The sequence below is a fragment of the Paraburkholderia fungorum genome, assembly GCF_003610895.1.
Taxonomy (GTDB): Bacteria; Pseudomonadota; Gammaproteobacteria; order Burkholderiales; family Burkholderiaceae; genus Paraburkholderia; species Paraburkholderia fungorum_B.
This window is the reverse complement of record NZ_MCAS01000023.1, coordinates 361,359-383,769: the sequence shown is the minus strand read 5'-3', so window position 1 is coordinate 383,769 and position 22,411 is coordinate 361,359. Positions and strand designations below refer to the sequence as shown.

Here is a 22,411-nt window from a genome sequence, read left to right as displayed (position 1 = left end):
GAGGGCGAAGCAACTGGGCGGCAAGCAAGGCTTGCCGCCTTTTTGCCTTCTGGCGCAGCCGGTGTCAGGCAAGCCGTAAAAGACAAACGCGGACAAACGCGGGGGGACGCAAAAAATCTCACTCGAGATCGAAAATTTTTCGAACTCTGCCGAAAATTCGCGGTCTGTCTTTACGGTACGTGGCTGGCGAAGCCGCTGCGTCACCATTCTCCTCTTGTCGTTGTTGCTCCGGGGTTAATAGCCCCGGTTTTTTTTTTGGGCGCTCGGTTTTCGCCCTGCCCCCCCCCCGCAAGAAGCCCCCCGCTCCGAAGGAAGTCCCCTTCGCGGATTAGGGACACACCGTCTTGCCCCAGCATCGACCCAGGTGCGGCCCAGGCGGCCCAGCCCGCGCGGGGCGCCCGCCCTGCTAGAATCAACCTTTCGTCCCACCGCAGGCTCCCACCATCCTTATGTCAGCACCCGCAACCGATCTCTCCGCAGGCGCGCCGTCAGGCCGTCGCCAGATTCTCGTCACGTCGGCCCTTCCGTATGCGAATGGGCAAATCCATATCGGCCATCTGGTTGAATATATCCAGACGGACATCTGGGTCCGGACGTTGCGAATGCACGGGCACGAGGTCTACTACGTGGGCGCCGACGACACGCACGGCACGCCGGTCATGCTGCGCGCGGAAAAGGAAGGTTTGACGCCGAAGCAGCTGATCGACCGCGTCTGGCAGGAACACAAGCGCGATTTCGACAGCTTCGGGATTTCGTTCGACAATTACTACTCAACCGATTCCGAAGAGAATCGCGTGTTGAGCGAATCGGTCTACCTTGCGCTCAAGGAAGCCGGCCTGATCGATGCACGCGACATCGAACAGGCATACGACCCCGTCAAGGAAATGTTCCTGCCGGACCGCTTCATCAAGGGCGAATGCCCGAAGTGCGGTGCGAAGGATCAATATGGCGACAGTTGCGAAGTATGCGGTTCGACCTATCTGCCGACCGAACTGATCAATCCGTATTCGGTCGTCTCGGGCGCCACGCCGATTCGTAAGACCTCGACGCACTACTTCTTCCGCCTGTCCGATCCGCGCTGCGAGAATTTCCTGCGCGCGTGGGTCAGCGGCCTGGCGCAGCCCGAAGCCACCAACAAGATGCGCGAGTGGCTCGGCGACGCAGGCGAAGCCAAGCTCGCCGACTGGGATATTTCGCGCGACGCGCCGTATTTCGGCTTCGAAATCCCGGGGGCGCCGGGCAAGTATTTCTACGTGTGGCTGGACGCACCCGTCGGTTATTACGCGAGCTTCAAGAACCTGGCCGAGAAACGCGGCCTGGATTTCGAGGCGTGGATCCGCAAGGGCTCGACCGCCGAGCAGTACCACTTCATCGGCAAAGACATTCTGTATTTCCACACGCTGTTCTGGCCGGCCATGCTCGAATTCTCGGGCCACCGCACGCCGACCAACGTCTTCGCGCACGGCTTCCTGACGGTAGACGGCGCGAAGATGTCGAAGTCGCGCGGCACGTTCATCACCGCGCAAAGCGTGATCGACACGGGCCTGAATCCGGAATGGCTGCGCTACTACTTCGCGGCCAAGCTGAACAGCACAATGGAAGACCTCGACCTGAACCTCGACGACTTCCAGGCCCGTGTGAACAGCGATCTGGTCGGCAAATACGTGAACATCGCGAGCCGCGCTGCCGGCTTCCTGATCAAGCGTTTCGAGGGTCGCGTGCAGGACAGCGCCATGCACCATCCGCTGCTCGCCACGCTGCGCGCCGCCGTGCCGCAAATCGCCGCGAACTACGAAGCGCGTGAGTACAACCGGGCGCTTCGTCAGACCATGGAACTGGCCGACGCGGTGAATGCATACGTCGACAGCGCCAAGCCGTGGGATCAGGCGAAAGACCCGGCCAACGCAGTTGCCTTGCACGAAACCTGCAGCGTGAGCATCGAGGCATTCCGTCTGCTGTCGCTCGCGCTCAAGCCTGTGTTGCCGAAGCTGGCGGAAGCGGTAGAAGCTTTCCTCGGCATCGAGCCGCTGGTGTGGGCCGATGCGAGTGTGCCGCTCTCCTCCGCGCGCCCGATCAACGCGTACAAGCACCTGATGACACGCGTCGATCCGAAGCAGATCGAGGCGCTCATCGCAGCAAATCGCGAGTCGCTGCAAGCCACGCCGGAAGCTGCCGTGCCGGCGGATACGAAGGCCAAGTCGAAGGCAGCGAAAGCAGCCGCCGCCGACCAGGACGAGGCGCCCGGCATCATCTCGATCGACGACTTCGCGAAGGTCGATCTGCGCATCGCGAAGATCGTCGACTGCAAGGCAGTGGAAGGCTCTGACAAGCTGCTGCAACTGACGCTCGACATCGGTGAAGAGAAGACCCGCAACGTATTCTCAGGCATCAAGTCGGCCTATCAACCTGAGCAACTGGTCGGCAAGCTGACTGTGATGGTCGCGAACCTCGCGCCGCGCAAGATGAAGTTCGGCCTGTCCGAAGGGATGGTGCTGGCGGCCTCGGCGACTGACGAGAAAGCCGAACCGGGCCTCTACGTGCTCGAACCGGACAGCGGCGCGAAGCCGGGCATGCGCGTGAAGTAAAACGGCCAGGCATCTTTTGACAACGACCCGCTCGCGCAAGCAAGCGGGTCGTTTTCTTTGGACACAGCCCTGTATTACACGCAAAAGCGAAATACCGTCAGACTTGACCGTGCGGCATTGAACGTCTTCGGACGCTGCCATATGTTGGGTGCCGCAGGACACTAGCCAGCCTCCCCGGAAGGTAGACAACTGCCACAGCAACATACACCGGATTGAACCAGCGTCAATTTCTGACAAATGATTTGCATACCTTATCAATTGCGAACTCCGATCCAGCTTCCAGACTGCAGCGGAATGCTGTTCGGCAACCAGAGGTCTATCTCATGCGAACCGAAGCAAATGGTGAAAACGTATTGGCTCGTCTTGCCGAAGACGGGCCGGACTCGCAGTCCACCCAGAATTTCGCGCGTAGCGCCTCGCCGAGACCACCTGCCGGCGTCCTGCCGGCCGAACCGCTACCCGCGCAAGACCCAAAGGCCGCCTCGCCGGGCGCGCTTAAGCTGTTGTCCCGCTTTGGCGGCGAGCATGCAGCAGCATTCGGCTCACCGGATCGCGAGCAAGCTGCGCGCCCGTTCTCCGAGCTGGCGTCCAGAACGCTGCCGCAACGCGAGGCGATCGATGCCGCGCCAAATATCACGCGTCGCGAATCGGCAATGCCATTGCCGACGAACGAGCGCATCCGTCAGGCCGCCAGCGGCACAAGCAGCCGCACACCGCGCTCGCCGACGCCACCGCCAACCGACTCCCACACCCTCCCGCGCGGCGCGACAAGCACCCAGTTCTACGGTCTCACCATCCACTTGCGCCCGAGTCTCGCGCCGGCCAATCCCACGCCGGAGCAGGCCATCCGCTTCGGCGTCGCCGACACGCTTTATCGTCCCGCGTCGGCGTCAAGCGGCGTGACGTCGTCCTATCTGCACCAGGAGGACATGGAGAACAACCCTAGGGTTCAGGCCGTGGCGCAAGGGCGGCGGATCGAATCGGGCTGCCTCGGTTGCACCCTGCAGGTCATGCGGGGAGCCGCCACGAGCACGCGACAGGCCAATCTGTTCGATGCCGCGAACGCAGTAGGAAAGGCCTACGCCAAAGGCGGAACATCCAGGACCGCTTTGCTCGCATCGATCAGAAACTTGCAAGGGAACGGTCAATGGAGCGGCGAGACCCGCGAGTTGCCGGGCTATATCCGCCACCCTGGGCGGTCCGGACTGAGAAGCGGCGAAGAACTGGTTTCCGATCTGGAAGACCATTTCGCAACGCCCTACAACCCTCAGGGCGAGAGGATGGGACATCCCAATACGTTCGCCCTGGTCGGCCTTTCGTTGGGAAATGCGCCCGCCGGCACTTTTTCCGTAGACGCTCCGGCACACGCGCTGAGCGTGCAACGCATGCATGCGAACGGCGACTATCGCAATGATACCTACACGCTGTACGACCCCAGCCAGGGCGCGTTTCGCTACGCGAATTTCGGTCAGCTAACCTATGCGCTAAGCCATTACTTCGACGCGGCCTATCCTGGACTGGGCGGTTTCACGTCGGCGAGCACGTCTTACTATGCGATGCAGAACGTGCGTCAGCATGCACTGGGGAACCAGCGTCTCGGAGACGTGGGCGGCAGTTACGGGATGCCGGCGCTACCCCTACCGCTGCCGGCAAATTCCGGGGCCGCGAACTACTTGCCCCCGCACATCCCCGTCCCCACCCTCACGCCGCCGCGGGCGGACCTGCCGCCGCTGCCCTCCTTCGACCAGCCGGGTCCGTCGGGTTATCAGCCACCGCCGCGCGATGAATTCAAACGCAGCACCGACGACCAGCACGCGCTTCAGCCCATGGCGCTGTACCGGCCATCGAGCGTCACGCCGGATGACCTGAGGAAGCTTGGCGGATTCGATACAGAGCACACGCCCGTCGGGCAGATCAACCTCGATCTGCACGATTTCGACATGGCGGCCAACCCCGGCCTGATAGACGGCTCCGGCTATCTCGGCACCTTCCGCAAGCTCGAAACAGCCCAGCAAAATCCCGCGCTTGCCAATTCGAAGGACGGTTACATCTATGCGGTCGCACCCGCGCCCAATATGGTCGACGTCGCACCGACACTCGGCGCAAACGCCCGCAACGCCGACAGGGGCGAGGTCGCCGCGATGGGCCGCATCGACTACACGCAGATTCGCGGCTGGCAGAAGATAGAGAACGGCAAGCCGGGCGCGTTCACGCCCAATCCCGACTACCGTTGGGACGTCTACGATCAGACCCGAATCGCGGGCGCCCAGCCGCAACTGTCGCGCTTCACCTCCAACGACACCAACTGGGCGGACGCTGCGCACCGTCCGTTTGTCACCGCGCGGACGGACGACGGCAAAACCGTCTATTCGCCGCGTCAGGATCCAGATCTCGCCCATGCGAGCTTTTATAACCACGCGCTGGAAAAAATCGCCTATCTGAACGACAGGCAGAGCGAGGGAAGGGACTATCGCGGCCCGGTGAAACTCGTCTCGCACGATGGCGCGTACGGGACGCTGCAGGGCAACCTGTATCTGGTGCCGGGCCAGCACCCTACTCCCGGCAGCACCGGCGGCAGCGACGTCACCGTTGTCAACAACGATCATCAGCCGGGCATTCACACGTTTAGCATGGACGGCGACGGCCGGTTCCACACTCGGATATTCGGTAAGGAAGCGGTCCTGCGAGTGGGCGGCGACGGCTATCTGTATCTCGGCAAGGTTCCCAGCGACCCGCAAAACACGAACGGCGTCTTCCGCTATGACAACAACAACCGCTTGATCCACGTCGAAGACGGCAAGGTCCTGACCTATTCGCACGCGGGCTATGCGTATGTCAGCAGCGGTGACTATCGCAGCAATTATTCGATCTGGAAGTTGACCGACGCCGACAACAACAAGTCCTATAGACCGCCACAAAGCATCCATGAGTACCGCGACCGCACCGCGGGTAGCGCACGCACCCAGTTCGATTTCGACCGTGACCCCGACTCGGCTTTGCCGTCCGGGGTCACGCGCTTCACGACCAGTCTGCCGGGTGCGCCGTCAGGGTACGACAGCGCCAATGGGTTCCTGAGAGGCTCCGCTGCCGACCAGCAGGCGGCCGCCGACTGGCTCAACGGCCACACGTCGGCGCTGCTGCTCAAGGACGGCTTCTATGTCACCGCGACAAACGAGCACACCCTGGACATTCGCAATCTGCAGGGCGATACCGTGAGGACGCTTCATCTCGATGCAGGGTCAAACGACGATCGCTCCGACATCGGGTCCGACTACTCGGTGCCCGATCAGACATGGATACACCTGCAGCAGGAACACGAGCGCTACATGCGCTTTGAGGAACTGAACAAGACGAGTTAGCGCCGCGACGTAAAACGGCAGGGGCACGTCGCGTTGCTCCGGAAACGGAGCAACGCGTGCCGCCCTACTGCGTCTGCGTCGACTTGCTGAACCACGGCCCTCGCCCATCACCAGCGGATCTGATCGAAGCGTCGTGTGTAAAGCAGTTCTATGCCGTCGAACGTGCCGCCATATGCCGCGACCGACCAATAGCGCGTGAGGTTGATCGTTGCCTTGATCGCGTTGCTCGCCGACTGCAGGCCCTGTTCGTAGCCGACCACGAGCCACTCGTTGATAGCTTTCGACACCATCACCACCTGAGGATCGGTCAGGCCGACTTCACTTCGCCCGATCGAAAATTCATCCAGCCCGAACGTTTGCGCGATCCGCTTGCCGCTCGCGCTGCCGAGCAAGGCTAGCGCGGTCGTCATGGTGCTTTGCTGGCCGAGGTTATTGCCTTGATCCGTGCCGTGTCCAAACAGCAGCCACGAGAGCTTTTCGTTGTCCGGCACGTTCGGCTCGGACACCAGTTTCGCGACCGGGAACTGAACGGTGCCCGTCACCTGCACGCCTGCCTCGACCTGCTGATTGCGGCGCATGGCGAGGATGTTGATGCCCGGATTGGCCACTGGCCCGTTGAACGTGAAGAAACCATTCTCGATGTTGAGCTTGCGGCCGAACGCGGTATAGGTCGAGCCCTGCGTCACGCGAACATTGCCGACGGCGCGCAACGGCAGGTTCGGCGCGCTCATCGCGGTAATCGTGCCGCTCAGCCCGAGGTCAGCGCCTTGCCCGCGGAAACGGAAGTTGTTGCCGAGACTGATGTCGATATTGGCGCGTGGCGCGAACGGCCCGATCGGCTTGTTGGTCCCCTCCACCGGCGGTGATTTCTCGCCGGCCACCGTGCCGTCCGGACGGACGATCACGACGTCGTCGCCCAGCTTCGGCGCGGACTGCTCCGGCATATCGAACAGCGCGTGGTCCACCACGAACTTGCCGTTGATCGCCATGCCGCCCTGCGCGCCGGCATTGGCCACGCTCGCGCTGCCCGACAGCGACAGATTGCGATCCGGCGACGCGAACAATTCCAGCTTATCCGCCACGATACTCGCGGACAGATCCGGCTCGGCGCCGTCCAGACGCACGCGGCCGGTGGCGCGCAAGGTGCCGCTCGCACCATGAAACTCGACCTGCTGGAAGTCCACCAGATTTTGCGAAAGCGCGATGCGCACCACACCGTCCTTTAGCTGCACGCCCTGGTCGACCATGGTCGCGGACAAACCGTCGCCGAGCAGCGACCCTGTCAGGTTCGGCTTGGCGACAGTACCGCCGAGCGCGAGTTTCAGCGCGAGATGTCCGTCGAGCAGATAACTCGGACCGAACAGGCCGCCGGTGGTTTTCAGCGACGGCACGTTGGCATTCACATTGCCGGTGAGCGCGCCCTCTTCATTGACGCTCAGGAAGCCGTCGCGCATTACGAGCGTGGTGTGGGCGTCGGCATCGATCACGCCGATCCGGCTGGCCTGAGCGTGGACGGTGGCATTCAGCCGGTTGCCGCCGCTGAATTCGGCGCGCGCGATCATGTCCGTGATACCCAGCGAGGCCAACCCACGTCCGATTTCGACCGTGACGTCACCGCCGCGGCGCTTCAACTGGATGTGACCGCTCGCCGTGCTGCCGAGCGCGAAGTCCCAGTCGCCGTCGAACACCAGATCGGTTTTGACGGCCGGTGGCGCGCCGGTGATCTCGCGCCGCAAATCCTGCAGGCGCGCCAGCGAAACGTCGGTCAAGGTGCCCGCGGACTGGATCTTGCCGTGGTCGAAGGCGAACGATTTCAGGCTCAGCACAGCGCCTTCGATCGTGAGACGTGTCGCGCCGAGTGTCAGGCGGCTCGGTCCGGCGCTGATGGCCAGCGGCGACTCCAGATTCAATGCCGGTGTGCCACGATTCTGCAGACGGGTCACGGTGCCGTCCCAGCGCGTGCCGTCGCGTGCTTCGGTCAGCTTGCCGTTGGCCGCGAGCGTCAGATCGAGCGGGCGATCCTGCAGCTTGCCGGTGGCCGCGGCCTCCAGCGTGTGGTTGGCGCGCGTGCCGGACAGGCGTGCCGTGAGGGTAGTCAGATCGACGCCGCCGGCGCTGAGATTGCGCGCGTCGGTCGTGAAGACGAGCGCGCCGTTCGCGCCGTCACGCAGTTCGGCATGACCTTCCGCATGGCCGATGCGGTTACTGCTGAACACCACGCTGTCTGCCTTGTAGTTCAGCACGACATTCGGGTGGGCGAACGAGCCTGTAACGTCGCCGTCTGCCGCGATGAGGCCGGCGAGACCGAAACCGAGTCGCTCGAGCTCCGGCGCGTCGATGCGAAAACGCAGCCGGTCGCCGCTCGCGCCGAAGCTGCCTTGCAAGTCCACCTGATTGCCCGCCACCGAGAGATTCGCGCGGCTCGGCAGAATCCGCGAGCCGGCCAACTGAACTACACCGCCACCCGTCAAGGGCAGGCCGTCATAGACACTCGGGCCGAGTTTGAATTCAGCCTTGGTGGTAAAGACCGGGCCGAGCACGCCGGCCGCGGTGAGCGTGCCGTTCACGCGTGCCTCGATCTTGCGGGCCGGGGGCGCGGCGTGCCTCGGCGGCGGTGACGCTTTGCTGCGTTGAACCACTTCGGTCCGCACTGCGGCCCTGGCGGTGTTCTTGACCGCCGCGGCGGCTTTGTCGGCGGGGGCCGCGCTTTTCGCACCGGCCGTGCTGCCCGCTTGCGCCGCACCTTGCGGCAGCGCCTTGGCTTTGGTGTTGGCCGCCGCCGGCGCCGGACCCGTCACGGGGGTGCGCGAAGGCATCTGCGAAGTCAGCGTCAGCGGATCGAAATCGGTCAACTGCGCTTTCAGGTTGTAGGTCGAATTCGCGTCGTGCTTGAGCGCACCGGACAGATCGATGCGGCCTTTGCCCGACGTGACGCGCACGTCGTTGAAACTGATGCGCGCGGGGTCGAAGGTGACTTTACCCTGTGCGCGCAACCCGGCTTTCGGGTCGGCGAGATCGAGGGTCAGGCTTTGCACGTCGTCGTTCAGACGAAACCCGATCGGGCCGGAAAGTTGGGTTGGCCGCACGGTCGCTTCGAGCGCGTTCAGGTCGAGCCCGGCGACCTGCAGATCGAACTGGCCGTGCTTGCCGGTCAGCACGCCGCCGCCGGTGAGCGTGGCGCTCTTCACCAGCCGCACGTTCAGATTCGAGATGCGCTGCGCCTGGGCGTCGAGACGCACGTCGGCTCGCGCGTCGATTAGCGGCAGCAGATTCTGGTCGATCGCCCCCGGTTTGGCGTTGACGATCGAGACATGGCCCGCGACGGCAAAACCCGCGGCGCCGGAGGCGGCTGCGGGTTTTGCCGTGCTTGCCGTGCTTGCCGTGCTTGCCGTGCTTGCCGTGCTTGCCGTGCTTGCCGTGCTTGCCGTGCTTGCCGTGCTTGCCGTGCTTGCCGTGCTTGCCGTGCTTGCCGCACCCAAAGTAGCCGCGTCCGCTGCGCGCTGCCCCACCGGCTGCAGTTCAGCACGCACTGCCAGATCCGCCAGCGGCGCGCCGGGCGCAAACGCCTGCGGATTGACGTGGTCGAAGCTCAGCACGGCGCGTTGCAACGGCACGTCGCCGAACGGCGTCGCTTCGACCCGGGCATGGCCGGCGAGCTTCATGCCGCTGGCATCGAGTTCGGCGATGAGATTCTCCAGCGAGCCGCTCAGATGGCCGCCCACCTGCACCGCCTCGTTGTTGACCTTGCCGGAATAGCCGACATCACCGCTCAGCGGAAACGGCCGCATCCCGTCGAGCTTCGCCGCTGCCGTCACCGCGCCGAACGGCGTGTCGAGCCTCTCGATGGCCGCCTCGTGGTGGCGGCCGTCGCTGCGGCCATGGAACATGAAGCGGGCAAACTCGGTTGTCGAGCCACCCTCGTGCAACAGCAGTTTGTCGACCTGCACGTCGCGCACCTCGAGCTGCATCGGCAAACGCAGGTCTTTCGGCAATTCAAGCGGTCCGCTGCTGGACGACGAAGCGCCGATACGAGCGTCGATCGTACCGACATGCAGATAGTCGATCGTGAAGCGCCAAGGCTGATGTATGAGGCCCCAGCGGCCGGCCACACGGTCGATCTGGATATCGGTGCCGCTGCCGTCGAGACTGCGCCAGCGCACTTGCCGGAGTTGGACACCGCGCGCGATGGTGCCGCCCTCGAGCGTGCCCGTCAGCTTGCCGCCCAGCAGTTTGACAGCCGCCTGCCACGCGTAAGCGGTGCCGCGCTCGGTCGTGAGCGCGCCGTACAGCAGTCCGGCGGCCACGGCGACCAGCAGCACCAGCACCGCAACCATCCACGCGAGCGTTTTCAGCAACAACCGGCCCCGGCGGCGCTCAGGCGGCTGCGCGTCGGGCGAAGGCGGCTGTCCCGGCGGATGAGCGCCGGGCGGCTGCGCGGGTGGTTGAGCGGAAGCGTCCGTGGTCATGCGTGGATCATGTAGAAGCAGGTTTCCATCAGAAGGCGATGCCGAGGGTCAGGTACGGCCGCACACTCCTGTTGCGGATTCCGTAGGCGACGTCGACATTGACCGGACCGACCGGGCTGCGCCAGCGCGCGCCGACGCCGACGCCGGGATAAAAGACTTTCTCGCCCCAGGTATCGGTGGCGGTACCGACGTCGAAAAACGCGGCGGCACCCCAGTCGTGACTGAACCAGTGCTGATATTCGGCCGCCGCCGTCACGAGGTACTTGGTGGGCAGCACCGAACCATCGACGTTGTTACCGATGCTCTGATAGCTATAGCCACGAATCGAATTCGAGCCGCCCGCACGGAACAGCAGCGACGCCGGAATTCCGCTCGAACTGCCGCTCGTGAACACGCCGCCGAGTTCGGCCCGGAACAGCACGAGGTCCTCCCGGCCAATCGGCAGGTACTGCTGCCCACGGGCGTAGCCACGCGCGAACGTCTGGTCGGTCAGCACGCCTTTGACCGCGAAACCCGCTTCGACGTGAATCAGGTTGCCCGAGCGCGGGAACAACGGATCGTCGGTATTGCGGCGGGTCCACGACCATGACGGCACCAGCGCGCGACTGGTGGTCGGCGCGGCCGCGTTCTGATCGAGCCGGTCCTGGTAATAGAGGATCGCGTAGTTGTAGTCGATGAATTGCGAAGTACGGGCCCGCTGCACGCCGCCACGAATGCTGTAGATGCGTGTGTCGGACACGTCGGTCGTGGTGTAGGACGCCAGCACGCTATTGGTCCACGCGCGCGGCCCAGGCGGCATTGCGAGCTGAATTTGCCCGTATTGCTGGATCTGGTCGATGCGGCCGTCGACCGTGAACGGCCACGCTTTGCCGAACGTGTCGAGATAGGAATACGAACCCTGGATCAGCGGGCCGTTGTCGGTCGAATAACCGATCCCGCCGCGGATACTGTTGTACGGATACTCCGACACCTTCACATGCATCGGCGTATCGACCGGCTTGGCCGGATCGCTGTCCACGTCGATCGCCACGCTCGCGTAGTACGGCGTGTTCTGCAACTGCCGCTGCAATTCGGCGACGCGCTGCACGTCGTAAATATCGCCGGGCGAAATCGGATTCACGTTGTCGACGATCTGTTCCGGATAGCGCCGCGTACCGGAGACGTCGAGTTTGCCCATCGTGAAGGTCGGGCCGCTGTCGAACGTCACCGACAATTTTGCTTCGTGCGTGCGCGGGTCGATCCGCGCTTCGGAATGGTAGATTTTCGCGCCCAGGTAACGGCGTGCCTGCAACGCCTTGAGCGACGCGTTTTTCGCGTCGTCCCACTCGCCCTGCGAAAACGGGTCGCCTTCATGCAGTGAAAATGCGAAGCGTGTGGCGTTTTCCTGCGCCGGGTCTTCGGTCAGCACCGGCCCGCGAAAGGACAACGAAATCGACGTAATGAGGGTTTGCGGGCCGGGATCGACGCTCACGGTCACGCGCTTCTGGTCGTCGACGGTTCGCACGTCGGTCCGCACAACCGGTGTGAAATAGCCTTGAGTGGCAGCCAGGTCGCGCACCTGCTGGGGCGTGGCGGTAATCAGAAATTCGAACTGGTCGTCGCTGATGTCAGGACGCTTGGCGAAGCGCGCCACGTCGAGGTGCGCTTCGAGCAGCTTGCGCAGCGAACGCGGCGTGGCTTCGATATCGACCTTGTAGCTGGCGGCCGCGCGCCGCGCCGCATGCGCGCTGACCGTGGCGAGCATGAGCATGACGATGCCGAGTGTCAGCCACGCGCGCAGCCAGCGCCGATTGGGCGTCGGATGCCCGGGCTCGCTGCCGGCTCTGCCGCACCGCACACGCGGCTCTTCGATCGCACACCCCGCCAAACAGGACCTCCGGCCGTGGTTGATGAATTCTGTCGCTTGGGCTCGCCGCGGCGGCCGAAGCTCGCTATTTGACCACATCGGCGCAGTCGCGCCATCTCTAAAAGGGGCTTTGCAGCCTGATGCGCGGCGGGTCTTTCGGCCGATGCGGCGTGCCGCATGCGGCAACCGTTGTAGTGACCACCCGGGCGCGCAGCCCGGACTCCCACGCCGCCCAGCCGGCCACGCGCCCGCCTTTGACGCATTGCAGCAGCGCGGGTTCCGGGCGATTTTGCAGGCAGGCCGCCGGCGCCACCACCGTTTTTCGACCGCACGCGGCGCATGCGGTAAAATTATGGAATAGCAGCGATGCCGCGCGGATTCCCGCCTGGCAGCCGCCGTTCCCCCAATCACGGACGTCTAGCCATGTATCAATCGGACATCACCCAGTTCCTGAACCAGCTCAAGCAACAAAAACCGAATCTGGAAGCTGAGCAGCGCCGTGGCCGGTCGCTGCTGTGGGACAAACAGCCGATCGACCTCGAAGAACGCGCCGAGCAGAAAGCCTCGCGCGTGGAGCAGACGCCTTACTCGTACTATCAAAACTTCTAAGCGCGTGAGTCACGCCGACGAGGCAAAGGGCGTCGAATCGGCGCCCGACGCCGCGCTTGCCGCGCCCGCCACCGATTCGACACCGGACACCGTCGACGGCATCGCTTTCGCGCGCCTGTACGGCGAGCCGCTCTTCAAGCTGCCGACGGATCTGTACATTCCGCCAGATGCGCTCGAGGTGTTCCTCGAAACGTTCGAAGGCCCGCTGGATCTGTTGCTGTACCTGATCCGCAAGCAGAACTTCAACGTGCTCGACATCCCGATGGCGGACGTCACGGTCCAGTACCTCGGCTATGTCGATCAGCTGCGTCAGACCAATCTCGAACTCGCCTCCGAGTATCTGCTGATGGCCGCGATGCTGATCGAGATCAAGTCGCGCATGCTGCTGCCGGTGAAAAAGGCCGACAGCGGCGAAGAAGCCGAGGATCCGCGTGCCGAACTGGTGCGCCGCCTGCTCGAGTACGAGCAGATGAAGCTCGCCGCCCAGCGCATCGACCATTTGCCGCAGCTCGGCCGCGATTTCCTGCGCGCCGAGGTGTATATCGAGCAAAGCATTACACCGCGCTTTCCGGATGTGGATAGCGAAGACCTGCGCGCCGCGTGGGCCGACGTGATCAAGCGCGCCAAGCTCGTTCAGCACCACAAGATCTCGCGCGAGGAGTTGTCGGTGCGCGAGCATATGAGCACGATCCTGCGGCGCCTGCAGAACGCGCGCTTCATAGAGTTCTCCGACCTGTTCGACACGAGCAAAGGCGTGCCGGTGGTCGTGGTGAATTTCATCGCCATGCTCGAGTTGTGCCGCGAATCGCTCATCGAAATTACCCAGGCCGAGCCGTTCGCACCGATCTATGTGCGCCTCGCCTATCTGCCGGCCTGAAGCCGCGAAACGGGGCTTGCGTGCGCCATTGCTGCCGCAAACGCCTCGTTTCGGTGCGTCCACGGACCAAATCCACTACAATCCCGCGCTCCGAACCTGTCATTACCAGTGAGGCCGCGGGCCACGCAAAACCTGAGTGTTTGCGCCGACCGAGTCTTGCGCCGCGCGAGGAAATCCCTGTCCGATCATGAAAGTCATCAGCTCGATCCATGAATTGCGCGACCAGTTGCGCGGCCAGAATCGCACCGCCTTTGTGCCGACCATGGGCAATCTGCACGAAGGCCACCTGTCGCTGATGCGCCTCGCGCGCCAGCACGGCGATCCGGTGGTGGCAAGCATTTTCGTCAACCGCCTGCAGTTCGGCCCGAACGAAGATTTCGACAAATACCCGCGCACGCTCGAAGCCGACATCGACAAGCTGCAGAAAGAAGGCGTCTACGTGCTGTTCGCGCCGACGGAACGGGATCTGTACCCGGAACCGCAGGAATACCGCGTGCATCCGCCGCACGATCTGGGCGACATTCTCGAAGGCGAATTCCGGCCGGGTTTCTTCCAGGGCGTGTGTACGGTGGTCATGAAGCTGATGTCGTGCGTGCAGCCGCGCGTCGCCGTGTTCGGCAAGAAGGATTACCAGCAGCTGATGATCGTGCGCAGCATGTGCCACCAGTTCGCGCTGCCGACCGACATCATCGCCGCGGAAACCGTGCGGGACACCGACGGCCTCGCGCTCAGCTCGCGCAACCGTTTCCTGGCGACGGCCGAGCGCGCAGAGGCGCCGGTGCTGGCTGCCGAACTGAATCGCGTGCGCGATGCAGTGCTCGCCGGCGATCGCGACTTCGCAAAACTCGAACAGACAGCAATGGCGTCGCTGGCCGCGCGCGGCTGGCAGCCCGATTACATCGCCGTGCGCAAGCGCTCGAATCTGCTGCCGCCGGGCTCGCAAGACGCGAACGCGGAGTTGGTCGTGCTGGCCGCCGCCAAGCTCGGTACCACCCGTCTCATCGACAACCTCGAAATCTGAAGCCGTCTTCGGCTGCGCAAACACGCATTAGAAGCACAAGGGATTGGTCATGCAACGCAACATGCTGAAGTCGAAAATCCATCGCGTCGCGGTCACGCACTGCGAACTGCACTACGAGGGCTCGTGCGCGATCGACGAAGACTTGCTGGAAGCCGCGAACATCGTCGAAAACGAGCGGATCGACATCTGGAACATCAACAACGGCGAGCGTTTCTCGACCTACGCGATCAAGGGCGAACGGGGCAGCGGCATGATTTCGCTGAACGGTTCGGCCGCGCGGCGCGCGCAGTTGGGCGATCTGGTGATCATCGCTGCGTTCGCGGTGGTCGAGGAAGCGGAACTGAAGGCAGGCTGGAAACCGGATCTGGTGTTCGTCGACGACAACAACAAGATCAAGGGCAGCCGCGATCACGTGCCGACCCAGAACTGGACCTGAACTGGAACCTGGGCCGGCCGTAGCCTGGCCTGGTACCTCACGGTTCCATAGCGGGCGGCCACGCCGCCTGCCAGTTCACATCAAGCCGGTTTGCCGGCGCCGTTGGTCCACTGGATGATCGGCTGCCACTGCTCCAGATCCTTGTCCACGCGGCTTTTCGCGACGTCCCACAAGGTCAGGCCGTGGGCCGCCAGTTGCACGTAGTTCTGCGTGTCACGCAGGTAACCCAGCACCGGCAGCTTCAATCCCTCGACAAAGCGGTGCAATTGCTCCGCTGAGCGCGTTCGCGAGTCCACGCGCATACCGACCACGCCGATCTCGATCGCGCCTTTCCTGACCGCCTTCTCCTTCGCCAGCCGTTCGAGAAACTCCTGGGTGGCGAGAATATCGAACATCGACGGTTGCAGCGGCACGATCACCTTGTCGGCCAGATCCAGCGCGATACTCAGGCGATTGCCGTGCAATCCGGCCGGTGTGTCGATGACTGCGTGCTCCAGACCTCTGGGCGGTTTGGCAGGGTTTTCAAGGTCGACCTCCCAGGTCTCGATGGGCGGCAACGCTGGAGGCCGCAGCGACAACCACGCGTGCGCGGACTGCTGTTTGTCCAGGTCCGCCAGCGCGACCCACTCCCCTTGCGACGCGAAATAGCCCGCCAGATTGGTGGACAGCGTGCTTTTACCCACGCCGCCCTTCGGATTCGCCACCACGATCACCGTCATGAATTCTCCCGGAAAGATGGCTGGGCGCCGCCAGCCGGTTTGCCGCAGTTTGCTCTGACTTGGGGGCCGGTGCGTCCTGATCCGTACCGATTTCAGGTTCACCCGCCGATCTAGCCGTTGATAATATCGACAAATGCACCGGGGCCGAAGCCCCCAAACGGCTATTGACCCGTCCAGCCCCCTGATTTTTCCACCGAGGACCCCAAAATCTCATGAGCAAACTCCGTCCGGAATACACCGTCGAGCGTCTGCATGAACGTCAGAAGGGCAAGCTTCCCGGCTTGCTGGGCGTACATGTTCTGGCGTTGGAGCAAGGCAGCCTGAGCGCGGAATTGACCGTGCGCGAAGAATTGCTGGCGCCGAACGGCTTTTTGCACGCCGCCACCGTGATCGGCCTCGCCGATACTGCCTGCGGCTACGCCTGTCTCGCGCATCTGCCTGAGACGGCGCGCAATTTCACGACCGTCGAGCTGAAAAGCAACTTTCTCGGTACGGCGACGGAAGGCACGATCCGCGCAGTCGCCAAGGCCGTGCATCTGGGCCGCAGCACGCAGGTGTGGGATGCCACCGTCACTGATCCGAATGGCAAGACGATTGCGCTGTTTCGCTGCACGCAGATCGTGTTGTACTGACTGAGGCGAGCGGCGCAGAGGGCGCAGGGGTGCGGCGAAGAGCCCGGAATGCCTGAAGCGTCCTGCGTCTGCACGATAAAAAAAGCACGCGGCCTCACGGCGCGTGCTTTTTTTGTTGCCTGGCGGGACGCAATGCCGGCCCGGTTCGGTGTCTGGATGCCTGTGTGTCCAGGCGCATCACCGGCTTGAAGCTTCTCCGGCGCGCCAGCTTTGGCAACCCGTCCACATGCCGCCGAAAACGTTCAGGCGGCCACCGCGCGCGGCGTCTTCACACTGCTCAGCGCCAGGGCACCGTCGCCGAGCAGCGACTGCACCGCCAAAGTCACCGCCCAGAAGGCCGGATATTCCCAGCCGCCATGCGGCGAAGCGAACCCCCAGCCATTGTGCAAATGCTGCGACATGGCGCCGAGCATGAACGGCAGCAGCACCAGCGCGACCCAGCGGACCTGCACGCCGAGCAGCAGCGCGATGCCGCCGATCAGTTCGACGAACGCCGTCACATACCCGAGCCAGCCCGGCAAACCGAGTGAAACGAAAAACTGCGCCGTTCCCGGCAGCGTGAAGACAAAAATCTTTTGCAGGCTATGCGCGAGATACAGAACGCCCAAGGCCAGACGAAGTAGCAAAGCGGCCAGATCGGCGGAGCGGTTCGAGTTCATGACGAGTCCTTTACGAGAAAGACGGCCCGTGACGGGCGTCGACGTCAAGACTGTATTCGAACCAAACGGGATGAAAAATCACCTCCCAGGCTTTGATTATTTCCTATTGAGATTTAATCGACGCCATCTGCCTGTTCTTCGTCATCCAATCGCGGCGAAAAGCTTCGATAGATCTAAATGCTCGGCAAGCGTGTCGGCGAGGCGGTCCAGCGAAGCTTCACGCAACGCCGGGTAGTCGATTTTTTCGGCGTCACTTAAGCCCGCCCACGCGAGCAATGCGGCGCATGCTGCCGGCGTGTCGAACAGCCCGTGCACGTAGGTGGCGAGGATCTGACCATCCGACGAGATCGCGCCGTCAGGATAGGCGTGTTGCTCAAGACCCAACTGCAGCGCGGGCGAGCTCAACGCCGGACCCTGCGTCTCACCCATGTGAATCTCGTAACCGGCGACCTCGGGTGAACCGGGCAAGGCGAGACGCCCCGTCACGTTCTTAAGGGTTTTTTCGCGCGTCAGCACCGTCGCGTAATCGAGCCAGCCAAGGCCCGCACTCGTTCCGGGCGGGCCTTCCACACCGTGCGGATCGGCCACTTCGCGCCCGAGCATCTGCATGCCGCCGCAAATTCCGATCACGCGGCCGCCGTAGCGCAAATGCCGCTGCAGCACCCCATCCCAGCCTTGCGCGCGCAGGAAGGCCAGATCGCCCGGCACATTCTTCGAGCCTGGCAGGATGATCAGATCGGCCGGCGGGGGCGGCGTGCCGCTTCGCACGTAATGAAAATCGACTTGCGGATGCGCACGCAGCGCGTCGAAATCGGTGTGATTGCTGATGTGCGGCAGCACCGGCACGACCACCCGCAGCATCCGGCCGGTATCGCCGCTATGCGCGGCGCGCAGCTCGGGCGGCAGCATGTCTTCGGCGTCGAGCGTCAAGCCGTGCAGGTAGGGCACAACGCCGAGCACCGGTTTGCCGGTTTTCGCTTCAAGCCAGTCGAGTCCCGGTTTGAGCAAGCTGATGTCGCCGCGAAACCGGTTGATGATGAAGCCACGCACCCGCGCCTGCTCGCTTTCCGATAGACACGCAAGCGTTCCTGTCAGATGCGCGAACACCCCGCCTCGGTCGATGTCGGCCACCAGCACGACCGGGCAATCGACCGCTTCAGCAAAACCCATATTGGCGATGTCGCGCTCGCGCAGATTGATCTCGGCGGGACTGCCCGCGCCTTCGACAAAAATCGTGTCGTACGCCGCTTGCAGACGCGCATACGATTCCAGCACGGCCTCGAAGGCGACGGGCTTGTAGTCGTGATACGCGCGCGCATCGAGATTCATGCGCGCCTTGCCGTGGATGATCACCTGCGCGCCGCGGTCGCTCGTCGGCTTGAGCAGGACGGGGTTCAGATCGGTGTGGGCGGCAATGCCCGCGGCCACCGCCTGCAGGGCCTGCGCACGGCCGATCTCGCCGCCGTCGACCGTTACCGCGCTATTGAGCGCCATATTCTGCGGCTTGAACGGCGCGACCCGCACGCCGGCGCGGCGCGCCAGCCGGCACAGGCCCGCGACCAGCGTGCTCTTGCCTGCATCGGAGGTGGTGCCCTGAATCATCAGTGTGCCGCGCGGCACGGGTACGGCGCGATGCGGATTCGAAGTGGAGGTGGTCACGGGAGCTCGGGTCCAGCGTTGAATAGCAATGAATGCAGGCCATGAGCGCGGCATTATCCCATCGTGCAGGCATGCACTGCACGCCTGCACACGCCGGTACAATCACGCGATGATTTCCCGCGACCTCACCTTCGTTCTCGGCGGCGCCCGTTCCGGCAAGAGCGTGCACGCCGAACAACTGGCAAACGATAGCGCCCTGCCCGTCACGTACATCGCCACCGCCCGCGTGGTTGACGACGCCGAATTCAGCGCGCGCATCGCGCATCATCGCGAGCGGCGTCCGGCGCATTGGGCTTTGCTTGAAGCCGGCGTCGATCTCGCCGGCGCGGTGTCACAAATCGATGCGCACGGCCACTGTATTCTGCTTGACTGCCTGACGCTGTGGCTCGCCGGTCTGCTGTGTCCGCCTGACAGCAACGGCTTGCCGGTCGATCAATATCACGCGCACCTTGCTGCGCTGGAAGCGGCGCTCATCAACGCCAAAGGGAAGGTCATCGTGGTCAGCAACGAAATCGGGTTGGGCGTGGTGCCGCTCGGCGCGGCAACCCGCCTCTATGTCGATGAACTCGGGCGGCTCAATCAGCGCATCGCCGCATTGAGCACCCACGTCACGATGATGGTCGCGGGCTTGCCACTCGCGCTGAAAACCTCGGGCAATCCGTAATGCTGTCGCTGCCTTTGATCGTTACGCTGGCAACGGCGGGCGTCGCCATCGACCGTTGGCTCGGCGAGCCGCGCACCGCGCATCCGCTGGTCGGCTTCGGCAACTGGGCGATGCGCCTCGAAAAGCGCTACAACACCGGCCGCCGCTTGCGGCTCAAGGGGCTGCTCGCGTGGTCGCTGGCGGTCATGCCGCCGGTGCTGATCGCCTGGTGCCTCGTCTCCATACTGCCGTTTTTTGCGGCCTGTGCGGTACATGTCGTGCTGCTGTGGTTCGCGCTCGGCGCGCGCAGTCTGCACGATCACATCGCGCCGATCGCGCAGGCTCTCGCGCAACGCGATCTGGCACAAGCACGCTTGCTGACCGCGCGTATCGTGTCGCGCGACACCACTCACGCCGACGAAGCGGCGCTCTCGCGCGCCGCTGTCGAATCGGCGCTTGAAAACGGCAACGACGCGATCTTCGGCGCGCTGTTCTGGTTCGCGATCGCGGGCGGTCCTGGCGCGCTGGGGTTTCGTCTGGCCAACACGCTCGACGCCATGTGGGGTTACCGCACGTCGCGCTATTTGCGCTTCGGCTGGGCCGCGGCGCGCCTCGACGACGTGCTCAACTGGATTCCCGCGCGTCTCACCGCCGCGAGCTACGCCTTGCTCGGCGACACGCGCACCGCGCTGCATTGCTGGCGCGAGCAGGCGCCGCGCTGGGACAGTCCGAACGCCGGACCGGTCATGGCTTCCGGCGCGGGCAGCCTGAACGTGTTGATCGGCGGACCCGCCGTGTATCACGGCGCGCTTGAACACAGGCCCACGCTAGGTTTTGGCCACCCAGCAAAAGCCAGTCACGTCACGGCTGCGCTGATGCTGGTCGAACGCACGGTCATTCTCTGGCTAGCGGTGCTGATCGTGCTGGCTTTGCTGAGTGTGCCCTTTCATGTCTGATCGAATGGCTGCTTATAAAGTCGCTACCGGGACCCCGCTCAACGCCGTAACCCACGGCGGCAATCTGCACGAAGCGGCCGCGCGTTACGGCATTCCCTACGCACAATGGCTCGACCTGTCGACGGGTATCAATCCGCACGGCTATCCGGTGCCGCCGGTTCCCGCCGATGTCTGGCGCCGCCTGCCCGACGAAGGCGACGGCTTTGCCGCCTGTGCCGCGCGCTACTATGGCGCGCCCGATGCCGCGCACGTGCTGCCCGTAGCAGGAAGCCAGGCCGCGATTCGCGCGCTGCCCTCGCTGCTGCCGTGTGCCCGGGTCGGCATCGCGCCGCTCACGTATAGCGAATATGCGCCTGCCTTCGAGCAGGCTGGACACGAAGTCGTGCAACTGGACGTGTCCTGGGACAGCTTGCCCGAGCCGCTCACTCACGTGGTCGTCGTGAATCCTAACAATCCGACGGCGGAACATCTGAACGCCGGCAAGCTGCTGGACTGGCATGCGCAACTCAGCGCGCGCAACGGCACGTTGTTGATCGACGAGGCTTTCGCCGACACGCTGCCTTCAGCCTCGCTCGCGGCAAACACTCATCGCGACGGGCTAATCGTGCTACGTTCGCCGGGCAAATTCTTTGGTCTTGCCGGTGCGCGCGCGGGATTCGTCCTGGCCGCGCCCGCTTTGCTCGGCGCATTGCGCCGTACGCTCGGCGCCTGGACCGTCAGTGGCCCCGCTCGGCACGCCGTCAAGGCCGCGTTTGAAGACGAAGTGTGGCAGCAACAGATGCGCACGCGGCTCGCTGCCGAAAGCGCCCGTCTGGTGAGTCTGTTGCATGCACACGGTTTTGCCACACGAAGCACGCCGCTCTTCGCGTGGACCGACGATGCGCGCGCGGCTGCTCTGCACGAAGCGCTGGCGCGGCGTGGCGTGTGGACCCGCCTCTTCACGGCGTCGGGCAGCGTACGCTTCGGGCTGCCCGCGAACGACGCCGAATGGGCGCGTTTCGAAGAGAGTTTGCGCGAGGCGCTGCGATGATGCGCCGCTTGCGTTTCGCCATCGCCACAGCGCTTTTCGCAGGCACCGTGCATGCGCACGCCGCCATCACCGTCACCGACGATTCCGGCGCAACCGTCACCCTGCCTGCACCCGCGCAGCGCGTCATCAGTCTCGCGCCGCATGTCACCGAACTGCTGTATGCCGCCGGCGGTGGCGCGAAACTGGTCGGCGCCGTGTCGTATAGCGACTACCCGCCTGAAGCGAAGCAATTGCCGCGCGTCGGCGATAACAAGGCGCTCGACCTCGAACGGATCGTCGCGCTGAAGCCCGATCTGATCGTTGTATGGCGGCATGGCAACGCGCAGCGCCAACTCGATCGCCTGCGTGAGATGCATGTCCCCCTGTTCTTCAGCGAGCCGCATCATCTCGACGACGTTGCCATATCGCTGACAAAGCTCGGACAATTGCTCGGCACCTCGCCGACCGCCAATGCGGCCGCTGCGGCATACCGTCAGGACATCGCGCGATTGCGCACGCAATACAGCGGCCTGCCGCCTGTCAGCGTGTTTTATCAGGTGTGGGATCAGCCGTTGATGACGCTCAACGGCGAACATATGATCAGTGACGTGATTGCGTTATGCGGCGGCCGCAATGTGTTTGCAAAACTGGAGCCGCTGGTGCCGACCGTTTCGACTGAAGCCGTACTCGCGGCGAACCCGGAAGCAATCTTCACGGCTGCGCCCGGCGCGACCAAACCGGATACCCCCCTGCCGCAACTCGCCACATGGCGTGCGTGGCCGAGCCTGAAGGCGGTGGCAAACAATAACCTGTTCGCCATCGACGGCGATCTGATCAGCCGGCCGGCGCCGCGTATTGCGCAAGGGGCAAAGCAGATATGCGAGGACCTCGACCTGGCACGCTCGCGCAGGAAGAGCGGCGCGCAGTGACTTTAA

At 63.9% G+C, this 22,411-nt stretch carries 16 protein-coding genes; 11 read left to right on the top strand and 5 right to left on the bottom strand.

The annotated features are described in order from the left end of the window. Positions 1-449: 449 nt before the first annotated feature. Positions 450-2,585 (top strand): methionine--tRNA ligase, encoded by a 2,136-nt coding sequence (metG, locus tag BCY88_RS22445; protein ID WP_120346358.1) that lies wholly within the window; start codon positions 450-452, stop codon positions 2,583-2,585. Between the two features lie 323 nt (positions 2,586-2,908). Then, complete coding sequence (locus tag BCY88_RS22440) at positions 2,909-5,944, top strand: enterotoxin A family protein (RefSeq protein ID WP_120346357.1); 3,036 nt, start codon at positions 2,909-2,911, stop codon at positions 5,942-5,944. 107 nt (positions 5,945-6,051) lie between these two features. Here BCY88_RS22440 and BCY88_RS22435 read toward each other — a convergent pair whose 3' ends face one another. After that, the gene (locus BCY88_RS22435; protein ID WP_120346356.1) at positions 6,052-10,410 is read right to left on the bottom strand and encodes a translocation/assembly module TamB domain-containing protein; all 4,359 of its coding nucleotides are present in this window, start codon (positions 10,408-10,410) and stop codon (positions 6,052-6,054) included. A gap of 28 nt (positions 10,411-10,438) precedes the next feature. After that, entirely contained in the window at positions 10,439-12,277 is a 1,839-nt protein-coding gene (locus tag BCY88_RS22430; protein ID WP_183081425.1) for an autotransporter assembly complex protein TamA, read from the bottom strand. 402 nt (positions 12,278-12,679) lie between these two features. Here BCY88_RS22430 and BCY88_RS22420 point away from each other — a divergent pair, with 402 nt between their 5' ends. The 4 genes from BCY88_RS22420 (at position 12,680) to panD (ending at position 15,199) form a co-directional block, all read left to right on the top strand. Further along, positions 12,680-12,865 carry a DUF3460 family protein gene (locus BCY88_RS22420; RefSeq protein WP_054035105.1) on the top strand — a complete coding sequence of 62 codons (186 nt, stop codon included), beginning with the start codon at positions 12,680-12,682 and terminating at the stop codon, positions 12,863-12,865. 4 nt (positions 12,866-12,869) lie between these two features. Continuing rightward, the gene (locus BCY88_RS22415; RefSeq protein ID WP_120346353.1) at positions 12,870-13,742 is read left to right on the top strand and encodes a segregation and condensation protein A; all 873 of its coding nucleotides are present in this window, start codon (positions 12,870-12,872) and stop codon (positions 13,740-13,742) included. A 187-nt stretch (positions 13,743-13,929) separates the two neighbouring features. Next, the gene (gene panC / locus BCY88_RS22410; protein WP_120346352.1) at positions 13,930-14,763 is read left to right on the top strand and encodes a pantoate--beta-alanine ligase; all 834 of its coding nucleotides are present in this window, start codon (positions 13,930-13,932) and stop codon (positions 14,761-14,763) included. 49 nt (positions 14,764-14,812) lie between these two features. Continuing rightward, a complete protein-coding gene (gene panD, locus BCY88_RS22405) occupies positions 14,813-15,199 on the top strand; it encodes an aspartate 1-decarboxylase (protein WP_120346351.1) in 387 nt (128 codons plus the stop codon). Between the two features lie 80 nt (positions 15,200-15,279). Here panD and BCY88_RS22400 read toward each other — a convergent pair whose 3' ends face one another. Next, on the bottom strand, positions 15,280-15,918 hold the full coding sequence (locus tag BCY88_RS22400) for a ParA family protein (protein WP_120346350.1): 639 nt from the start codon (positions 15,916-15,918) through the stop codon (positions 15,280-15,282). 212 nt (positions 15,919-16,130) lie between these two features. Between BCY88_RS22400 and BCY88_RS22395 the strand changes: the two genes are divergently transcribed. Further along, complete coding sequence (locus BCY88_RS22395; protein WP_120346349.1) at positions 16,131-16,550, top strand: PaaI family thioesterase; 420 nt, start codon at positions 16,131-16,133, stop codon at positions 16,548-16,550. A 242-nt stretch (positions 16,551-16,792) separates the two neighbouring features. Here BCY88_RS22395 and BCY88_RS22390 read toward each other — a convergent pair whose 3' ends face one another. Beyond that, positions 16,793-17,209: a DoxX family protein gene (locus BCY88_RS22390; RefSeq protein ID WP_120346348.1), complete on the bottom strand. Its 417-nt coding sequence runs from the start codon at positions 17,207-17,209 to the stop codon at positions 16,793-16,795. A gap of 141 nt (positions 17,210-17,350) precedes the next feature. Next, entirely contained in the window at positions 17,351-18,811 is a 1,461-nt protein-coding gene (locus tag BCY88_RS22385; protein WP_259461486.1) for a cobyric acid synthase, read from the bottom strand. A 166-nt stretch (positions 18,812-18,977) separates the two neighbouring features. Here BCY88_RS22385 and cobU point away from each other — a divergent pair, with 166 nt between their 5' ends. Genes cobU through BCY88_RS22365 form a run of 4 tightly spaced genes read left to right on the top strand, consistent with a single transcriptional unit; the run spans position 18,978 to position 22,405 of the window. Beyond that, positions 18,978-19,532, top strand: coding sequence for a bifunctional adenosylcobinamide kinase/adenosylcobinamide-phosphate guanylyltransferase (gene cobU / locus BCY88_RS22380; RefSeq protein ID WP_120346400.1), 555 nt, complete (start codon positions 18,978-18,980; stop codon positions 19,530-19,532). Then, entirely contained in the window at positions 19,532-20,467 is a 936-nt protein-coding gene (gene cbiB / locus BCY88_RS22375; protein ID WP_120346347.1) for an adenosylcobinamide-phosphate synthase CbiB, read from the top strand. Before cobU ends, cbiB begins: the two co-directional genes overlap by 1 nt. Further along, positions 20,460-21,497 (top strand): threonine-phosphate decarboxylase CobD, encoded by a 1,038-nt coding sequence (gene cobD, locus BCY88_RS22370; RefSeq protein ID WP_120346346.1) that lies wholly within the window; start codon positions 20,460-20,462, stop codon positions 21,495-21,497. The genes cbiB and cobD overlap by 8 nt, the downstream gene beginning before the upstream one ends. Beyond that, positions 21,494-22,405: a cobalamin-binding protein gene (locus tag BCY88_RS22365; protein ID WP_404935716.1), complete on the top strand. Its 912-nt coding sequence runs from the start codon at positions 21,494-21,496 to the stop codon at positions 22,403-22,405. Before cobD ends, BCY88_RS22365 begins: the two co-directional genes overlap by 4 nt. Positions 22,406-22,411: the final 6 nt, after the last annotated feature.